This window comes from Devosia sp. (assembly GCF_036406155.1).
In the GTDB taxonomy this organism is placed as follows: domain Bacteria; phylum Pseudomonadota; class Alphaproteobacteria; order Rhizobiales; family Devosiaceae; genus Devosia_A.
Genome location: NZ_DASWVV010000232.1, coordinates 1 through 8,080, shown reverse-complemented (window position 1 = coordinate 8,080; position 8,080 = coordinate 1). Strand labels below are relative to the sequence as shown.

At 64.8% G+C, this 8,080-nt stretch carries 7 protein-coding genes and 1 tRNA gene; 3 read left to right on the top strand and 5 right to left on the bottom strand.

The window, feature by feature from the left end:
• A partial coding sequence (locus VGD93_RS16170; protein WP_395013195.1) for an acetyl-CoA C-acyltransferase occupies positions 1-800 on the bottom strand: 800 nt, incomplete at its 3' end.
• A gap of 73 nt (positions 801-873) precedes the next feature.
• Here VGD93_RS16170 and VGD93_RS16165 point away from each other — a divergent pair.
• Both VGD93_RS16165 and VGD93_RS16160 read left to right on the top strand, forming a co-directional pair.
• A complete protein-coding gene (locus VGD93_RS16165) occupies positions 874-1,473 on the top strand; it encodes a helix-turn-helix transcriptional regulator (protein ID WP_395013194.1) in 600 nt (199 codons plus the stop codon).
• 115 nt (positions 1,474-1,588) lie between these two features.
• A complete protein-coding gene (locus VGD93_RS16160) occupies positions 1,589-1,975 on the top strand; it encodes a DUF302 domain-containing protein (protein WP_395013193.1) in 387 nt (128 codons plus the stop codon).
• Positions 1,976-2,063: 88 nt separating this feature from the next.
• On the opposite strand, the gene VGD93_RS16155 is transcribed toward VGD93_RS16160, so the two are convergent.
• Positions 2,064-3,017 (bottom strand): ring-cleaving dioxygenase, encoded by a 954-nt coding sequence (locus VGD93_RS16155; RefSeq protein WP_395013192.1) that lies wholly within the window; start codon positions 3,015-3,017, stop codon positions 2,064-2,066.
• A gap of 376 nt (positions 3,018-3,393) precedes the next feature.
• Between VGD93_RS16155 and VGD93_RS16150 the strand changes: the two genes are divergently transcribed.
• Positions 3,394-3,470 (top strand) — tRNA-Met (locus tag VGD93_RS16150).
• On the opposite strand, the gene VGD93_RS16145 is transcribed toward VGD93_RS16150, so the two are convergent.
• From VGD93_RS16145 to VGD93_RS16135, 3 genes are all read right to left on the bottom strand, one after another.
• Complete coding sequence (locus VGD93_RS16145) at positions 3,427-5,043, bottom strand: recombinase family protein (protein WP_395013196.1); 1,617 nt, start codon at positions 5,041-5,043, stop codon at positions 3,427-3,429. The genes VGD93_RS16150 and VGD93_RS16145 overlap by 44 nt on opposite strands.
• 1,096 nt (positions 5,044-6,139) lie before the next feature.
• Positions 6,140-7,126, bottom strand: a complete 987-nt coding sequence (locus VGD93_RS16140) for a dihydrodipicolinate synthase family protein (RefSeq protein WP_395013191.1) — start codon at positions 7,124-7,126, stop codon at positions 6,140-6,142.
• A 38-nt stretch (positions 7,127-7,164) separates the two neighbouring features.
• Positions 7,165-8,080, bottom strand: a 916-nt coding sequence (locus VGD93_RS16135; RefSeq protein ID WP_395013190.1) for a TRAP transporter large permease, incomplete at its 5' end; no start/stop codon positions are given.

The window sequence follows — 8,080 nt, the reverse complement described above, 5'->3', positions numbered from 1 at the left end:
CCATGGCGGCGCGCGGCGTCCTCGGAGGCGAGGAGCAGCGCGCAGGCGCCGTCATTGACGCCCGAGGCGTTGCCGGCCGTCACCGTGCCACCCTCCATGAAGGCGGGCTTGAGCTTTGCCATGGCCTCGGCCGAGGCGTCGTGGCGCACGTATTCGTCCTCGGCCACCACCATGGGCCCCTTGCGCGTCGCGATCTCGACCGGCACGATCTCGTCGGCAAACCGGCCGGCCCTGACGGCCGCCGAGGCCTTGCGCTGCGAGGCGAGCGCGAAGGCGTCCTGCGCTTCGCGCCCCACCTGGTACTGGCGCGCCACGTTCTCGGCGGTGATCCCCATGTGGTAGCCGTAGAACACGTCGGTGAGCCCGTCGACGATCGCCGTGTCGCGCAGGCCGACGTCGCCCATCTTCCTTCCCTGCCGGATGGCGGCGACGTGCGGCGCGTTGGTCATGCTTTCCTGGCCGCCGGTGACGACGATGTCCGCCGTGCCGGTCATGATCTGCTGGGCCGCGAGCGCCACGGCCCTGAGCCCGGACCCGCACACCTGGCTGACCGAGGCGGCCGGCGCCGCATCCGGCAGGCCGGCCTGGCGCGCCGCCTGCCGCGCCGGGTTCATGCCTTGCCCGGCAACGAGCACCTGGCCGAGCAGCGTCTCGCTGACTTCGTCCGGCCCCACCTGCGCGTCCGCCAGCGCCGCCGTGATGGCGACGGCCCCGAGCTCGTGCGCCGCCAGTGGCGCCAGCGCCCCGTTGAGCGATCCGATCGGGGTCCGGCGTGCAGCGGCGATGACGACGTTCGTCATGGGTTCCTCCCTGTAGACCGCCGAGAAGGTATGGCTTGTCGCCCTCGGCGCTGGAGTAGTATTTATACCATAGATGACGCGAATCCCCCTGCCCCCCGCCAGCCCCGTCGGCGACACGGCGCCGCGCTTTGCGCTTGCCGAGTTGCCGGTGCCGATGGTCTACGCCGCCTACCGCATTATCCGCGACTGCAACGCCGGCTTCGCCGCGCTGTTCGGCGCGACGCGCGACGAGATCGTGGGACGCAGCTTCGCCCGCCTGTATCCGGAGATCGGGGACTTCATCCGGCGCGGCGAGCAATGGGCCGCCAACCTCGCCGGCCAGGAGGTCTACTATGACGAGCGGGTCATGGCGCGCCTCGACGGGCAGCGCTTCTGGTGCCGCGTCAACGGCCGCAGCCTCAGTCGCGGCGGCGACCCCTTCGCCGAGGCCATCTACTGCTTCGAGCCGATGAACCGGCCGGCCGCGCAGCCGGGCCGCGCCCTCAGCGAACGCCAGCGCCAGATCCTGGCGCAGGTGGCGCAGGGCAAGACCAACGCCCGGATCGCCGCCGAAACCGGGCTTTCGCGCCGTACCGTCGAAGCGCACCGCGCCCGGCTGATGAAGGCCATCGGCGTCGGCAACGCCGCCGAGCTCGTCGCCTGGTTCGTGTCGAGCGGCACGGCGGACCGCTGACGCCAGCCTGCTTGATGGGGATCAAAGACCGGGCCGGCGCCGGCACGTAGCCTGCCTTTGAGCATCATCCGCCCGGCGAAGCGGGCGGGTCGTACCGTGGAGAATGACTGCACCAATGAGCTACTACTTCAGCAAGACCCTCGAGGCGACGGTCGACCAGGCCGTGCCGCGCGTGACCGAGGCGCTCAAGGCCAAGGGCTTCGGCGTCCTCACCACCATCGATGTCGCGGCCACCCTCAAGAACAAGCTCGACGTGGATTTCCGCCCCTATATCATCCTCGGGGCCTGCAACCCGAAATTCGCTCACCGGGCGCTGCAGAGCGAGGACAAGATCGGCACCATGCTGCCATGCAGCGTCATCGTCCAGGACGCCGGCGGCGGCAAGGCGGAGGTGGCCGCCGTCGATCCCGTGGCGTCGATGGCGGCGGTGGTCAACCCCGGGCTCGAGCCGATCGCCATGGAAGTGCGCGAACTGCTCAAGCAGGCGGTGGAGAGCCTGTAGCGCCTGATACCGCGCTGCCGCCGGCGGGGTCTTCCGCCGGCCCCGCCCCGTGTGCCACGCCGCTGCCGGCTGCGGGCCGCCCGGCCCGTCAGGAGAGCGGCTTGAGGCCGGCCTCGATGGCGGCGCGCCGGCCCTCGAGGAAGGGCGGCAGGGCCAGCCGCTCGCCCAGGTGCTCGAGTGGCTCGTCGGCGGTGAAGCCGGGCCCGTCCGTGGCGATCTCGAACAGGATGCCGTTGGGTTCCCTGAAATACAGCGAGGTGAAATAGAAGCGCTCGACCTCGCCGCTGGTGCGCACGCCGAAGCTCGCCGTGCGCTCGACCCACTGGTCGAACTCCGCCTTGTCGGGAGTGCGGAAGGCGACGTGGTGCACGCCGCCGGCGCCCTGTTGCGCGAAAGCCAGGTCCGGGTTGATCTCGACGTGCAGTTCCGCCGCCGCGCCGCCGTCACCCATGGCGAAGACGTGGGTTTCGCCGATGCCGGCGCCGGCCGGATGGCTGCGCACCTCATGCATGTTCATCACCTTGGTAAGCATCGGCTCGGTGCGCCTGAGATCGGGCACCGAGATGGTGATAGGGCCCAGCCCGTGAACCTGCCGTTCGGCAGGCACCGGGCTCTTTTGCCACGGGTGGGACCCGGCGCTGTCCGGGTCGGCGACGAGGCGAAAGCGCTGGCCCTCGAAATCCTCGAAATCGAGGCCGACATGGCCGGCCCGTTCGGCGATCTCGCCGGTGGCGATGTCCTTTTCGGCCAGGTACGCCTTCCACCACTCGAGATCGGCCGTGCTGCCGACGCTGAGCCCGGTGCGCGTGATGGCGTGGGTGCCGCGGCGCTCGGGGGCGACCGGCCAGTCGAAGAAGGTGAGGTCGGCGCCGGGCGAGGCCACCGCGTCGCCATAGAACAGGTGATAGGCGGAGGTGTCGTCCTGGTTCACCGTCTTCTTGATGAGACGCATGCCCATGGTCCGGGTATAGAAGTCGACATTGCGGGCCGCCTGGGCGGTGATGGCGGTGAGATGGTGGATGCCCTTGAGGGTGAGGCTCATGTCGGGGTTCTCCTCTGCGCTGGCCTTGTCGCATTGAGATAGGGCGCGAGAAAGGCGGCCGTCACCGCCGCTGGCACGACAGAGCGTTCGCATTGCTCGAACGTCCGGCCCCGCAATGAGGCCGGGGGAGCGATCAATTGGCGCGCCGGCGCCGGCCGGGGCTGCCGGCCCCGGGGCGGCGGTATGGCGACGCCCGGTCCGCGGCCGCCCACCCGCGAGGCGCCCCCGTCTCCCCCTCCCGTCGCGCAGCGGCCGCGCGTTGCGTGCTTGACACTCAAACCGGGCGTACCTAATAACACGCGGCGTTCCGGTCGCCTGCGCAGCGGCGGGCCGGGGCAGGGTTTCGGCGGGCACGGCAACGCGCGGCGCCGCCCGGGGCGGAGTAGCTCAGTTGGTTAGAGCAGCGGACTCATAATCCGTGTGTCGGGGGTTCAAATCCCTCCTCCGCTACCATCGCACCCCCCGACACTCTTGCCGTCGGGAAGTGGTTTCCCCCGATCAGGCGCGACAGACTCCCCTCGACCTCAATGGCTGTCTTTCCGTCATTGCAGGGGTGAATGACTATCCGGTGAACCAAGTCTCGAACGGCGCCAAATGCCTCAGGGGATGCGGTCCCGTCCGGGGATCTCAGTGCCGCATCGAGGTCATCCAGGGAGCCCAGGTAGCTCGAGACTGCGGTTGGATGCAACTCCACTGTCGAAGGCTTGCTTCCCAGCGCCGCGAGTTCCGACTGAAGGGTCGCCCTCTCGGTTTGGAGGGCGGCGGTCTGCGCCGCACCCTTCTCCTCGTCTAATACCCCCTTGATGAGCAAAGCGGTGGCGCGATCGAGGTCCCGGTCAATGGCCGTGAGCCGAGATTCGATCTTGGCCCTTTGACTGGTTTGGTCCCCCGCCAGGCGTCGGCGTTCCTCATTGTAGGTCTTGAGGTATCGGGCGATTACTACCTTGCTCCCAAGGCGCGAACGGAGCCCGGCCGTGATGCGCTGCTCGATCTCGTCCAGATAGAAGACGCGGCGGTTCTTGCAACTGGAACCTTCCCGTGCTCTCGTGCAGACAATTCGGAGCCGTCCGTGATCTCGATCCTTGATCGACATGCCACCACCGCAGCAACCGCACTTGAGCAGGCCGGAGAAGAGACGTCGAGGTGCCCTTCTCCCACCGGGAACATCATGTGTCCGAGCACGCTTGCGCTCCTGCGCCCGCTCGAAGACAGACGGATCGACGATGGCAAGGTGCGGCGCATCAGCGGTGAGCCATTCGTTTGGCGGGTTGACCCTGGATACCCGTTTGCCCGTATCGGGATCCTTGACCATCCGGACCCGGTTCCAAGTGATCCTTCCGGCGTAGATCGGATTGACCAGTATCCCATGACCGCGGGCGGCATTGCCATTGAGCGTCGAGGCTGACCACACCGAGCCACGCGGGGGCGGAACGCGCTCCGCGTTCAGCTTGGCGGCGATGGCGCGTGGATTGGCGCCAGCGACATACTCATCGAAGATCCGGCGGACGACGCCGGCTTCCTCGGGACAAATGGTCAGCTCTCCTGGTGAACCAGGCACGGGTCTATATCCGTAGGCGCGGCCACCAGCATGGCGGCCGTCTCGAGTCACCCCGGCCATTCCCCGACGCACCTTGTTGGAGAGATCCTGCAGATAAAGTGCGCCAACCAGACCGCGTATTCCAACCTGGATCTGGTCCGCCTTTCCGTCGTGCACCGCGCGAATCTCGATGCCAGCGAAACTGAGGCGCTTGTAGACGCCCGCCAAATCCTCTTGGTCGCGTGATATGCGGTCCAGCGCTTCTACAACCAAGACCGAGAAGTCGCCTCGTCTGGCGGCCTCCATCATGGAAAGCAGACCGTTTCGGCCGATCGTAGATGCTCCCGACAAAGCCCTGTCGCTGTAGACGCAACCAACGTCAAGTCCTTCCCGCCGTGCAAACTCCTCACAAAGAGCCACTTGGTCATCGATCGACCGGCCACTCTGCAGATCCGACGAGTAGCGGGCGTATATTACGGCCTTACGCATTCCGGTCCCTGTTTGCCGAAGAGACTGCATGATCGCGCTGTGCCGCTGCACGGGCAAGTGCGTCGACGATACGAGCGAGTTCCGGCTCAAGGGCACCCCCGGCCGTGACGCTCCCACCGTCAGCCGATTGCTCGTATCCTTCTTTGTTCTTGGCTTGCCGGGCGTTCACTCGATCTCAATTGGATCGAGGGTTCGCCTCCGTGCGGAACTGCAAACAAGGAGGGGGTCGATCCTTTTACTCTATAGCGAGGTGGAGACGCCGTGCGCAGAATGTCTTTCTACGACCTGACCGATATGAGAAAAATTGCACCGCCGCGCCGGTGTTTGGGATGACATTGACCGAAGAGCGATAATGGCGAGCGGCCCCCGCCCGCAGACCAGAGTTGTTGGCTACCTGTATGCCAACACTACGGCTGGCCGGAGCGCAGCTCGGACTGCGCAAGGTTGAGTCTCGAGTGGTCGAAGCAGCGTGCGGGCGTTCGGGGAGCGTATGGCCTTGACGGTCGAGACCCAAAGCCAGAGGAGGACGGTGCCCCGGGTGCTTGTGAACCCCCGAGCCATCCCTATCGAACCCGATGGGGTCTCCTAGGACTTCGATGAGTGATCCCGGTTGGTTCCCCTACCGAGCAGCGGTGATGGCTGTCGAGAGCGACGGGACTCGCCGCCGGCGGGAGCGGGCAATTCTCGGGTGGGGATGGGCCTCGCTTCGCCGCTACACTTTGATTCCAACCCAAACAGGGCATCGACGCCGCTGGACCGCCTTCACTGAACTGCCAGGCTGCGGGTCCTGACACACTCCTTGCTGAGCAATCTCACGCCCAGCCAGCCAACTGGCACTGGAAACAGACCGCTTCGGGCCAAACATCAGCCCGAGGACTCTCCCCAAGACCGGAGGAAACTTGGGGCTTAGGTCAGCCCCGGCGCTGTCTTCAGGGTGTCCCCGGGTGGGTGGACTGTGTAGTTCAGGAACTGCAAGCATGGGTCGCTCGGACTGCGGAAGGAAGTCCATGGTGGAAACCTTCCCCCTCGAGTTCCTGAACTTGGCGGGAGCCTCATGATGAGGCACCCAACAAGTTCGCGTGGCAATCGCAGCAATTCACGCCGCGATCTTGGTTTCCCTGCGATCGATCACTGAGACGTTGGCGCGCTGCAACAGCTCATAGATCGTGTCGATCTCGGTCTGCAGCGGCCTTGGCATCGGCTTGCGCATCAGGGGGCTCTGGATGAGACCGGCGAGCCATGTCGCCACCTTGTAGCGAATATGCAGGCGTCCGAAATCGGCAATATAGCTCTGTAGGTCGGAGAGCCCGCCCTCCCATACGGCGTTGGCGCCGGAGAGGTCTCCATTGTCCCACGCCTCCAGATGGTCGAGCATAGGCTCGAGCGCATAATTCCAGAATCCGCTCAGCGTGCCGTCAAAGGAATTTGTCGCTCGGTATTCGTGAAAACGGGAGCCGAGCGCGCCCATGACGGCCACGTGTCGATCGAGCTTCCGCAGCTCGCGCGCGATTATGCGGAACCCATCATACATATAGGTCATCTTCCAACCGACAACGTTTGGAACTTCCTTGCAGATCCTGAGCGTCGCCTGGAGCGGAAGTCCGGGATAGAACGGCATCTGCCCCCCGCTCACAGGATGGGTCACGATGGGCAGGTCGACCGCACGGTCCTGCTCGATGATCTGGTCAAGCCACACCTCGGGATACTTGTCGGCATCCCATGAGGAGGTGATGTCACCAAAGCCCTGGGGGGGAGTTACAAAGATGCCATCCGCACCCACCGCCTTGGCGTCCTTGGCTGTCTCTATCACTTCCTCGGTCGTCAGAGCCCAGGTGCCGGCAATGATCGGAAGTTTGCCCTGGGCCTCTTCCATGGCGATCTCAAGCGCCCGCCGCTTCTCTGCGCGTGTCATGTAGAAAATCTCCCCCGCTTCGGGGTTGATGCACAGCCCGCCTGCGTTGCGGAAGCGGGGGTTGTCGGCGAAGTGACGAATGAACTTTCGGAACCCGGCCTCATCGAGGGAAAAGTCGGGGTTCATTGGCATCACACAAGCAACATACCGATAGTCACCAATCGTCTTCATCGGGTTATTTCCTTTCTTCTAGCAAATGGATCGCGCAGTTAGCCCAGCGCGCGCGATGTCATGGGAAGCCAAAGCGCGATGGTGGGAAATGCCAGGAGGAGCACGACTTTGATCAGGTCGGCAGCCACGAATGGCATGACCCCCCGATAGACGGTCGTTAGACTGACGTCCTTCTGAAAGCTCTTGAGGACGAAGAGATTGACGCCGAAGGGCGGAGTAACCACGCCGATCTCGACGAGCACTACCATCATCACGCCCCACCAAATGGGGTTGTAGCCAAGGCTGACGACAAGCGGTGCAACGATCCCCGCCGTCATGATCATGACGGCAGTGGCGTCCATCACAGTTCCCAGCACCAGGAAGATGACAACGAGAATCCCAATGATCATCAATGGCGTCAGATCGCTGGCTGCGAGCGCCTGGATCACGACCGACGGCAGTCCGGTAACCGACATGAAGAAAGACATGAGAAGCGCGCCGATAATCAGCACATAGAGCATGGCGACTGAGCGCGTGGTCTCGCTTGCCACCAGCCAGATAGTTGAGCGGTTGAGTTTGCCCCGCAGCACCGAGACCGCGAAGGTGAAAACTGCGCCGATAGCGGCAGCCTCAGTGGGCGTGAATATGCCCGCGTAGATACCCCCTATGACTGCCGCGAACAGTATGACAACCCCGATCGCCTGTCGCAGGGCCACCAGGAGCTCAAGCAGGTGAAACGGATCACGGCCCGGCGCTGTGTCCGGCTGGAGGCGCACGATGACTGCAATTGCGATCATATAGAGGATGATGCTGAGCAACGCCGGCAGCAGGATCGCGATGTAGAGTTGGCCGATCGATTCTTCGACAAGAATGGCGTAGAGCACGATGATCGTTGAGGGCGGAACCAACTGGCCCAGTGTTGCGCCCGCTGCAACACACCCGGTTGCCAGAGATGCCGCATAGCCCCGCTGCCGC

Excerpts from the sequence above, each read along its gene's own strand:
- VGD93_RS16165 (WP_395013194.1), top strand. The coding sequence starts at position 874 with ATGACGCGAATCCCCCTGCCCCCCGCCAGCCCCGTCGGCGACACGGCG.
- VGD93_RS16160 (WP_395013193.1), top strand. The coding sequence starts at position 1,589 with ATGAGCTACTACTTCAGCAAGACCCTCGAGGCGACGGTCGACCAGGCC.
- VGD93_RS16155 (WP_395013192.1), bottom strand. The coding sequence starts at position 3,017 with ATGAGCCTCACCCTCAAGGGCATCCACCATCTCACCGCCATCACCGCC.
- VGD93_RS16145 (WP_395013196.1), bottom strand. The coding sequence starts at position 5,043 with ATGCGTAAGGCCGTAATATACGCCCGCTACTCGTCGGATCTGCAGAGT.
- VGD93_RS16140 (WP_395013191.1), bottom strand. The coding sequence starts at position 7,126 with ATGAAGACGATTGGTGACTATCGGTATGTTGCTTGTGTGATGCCAATG.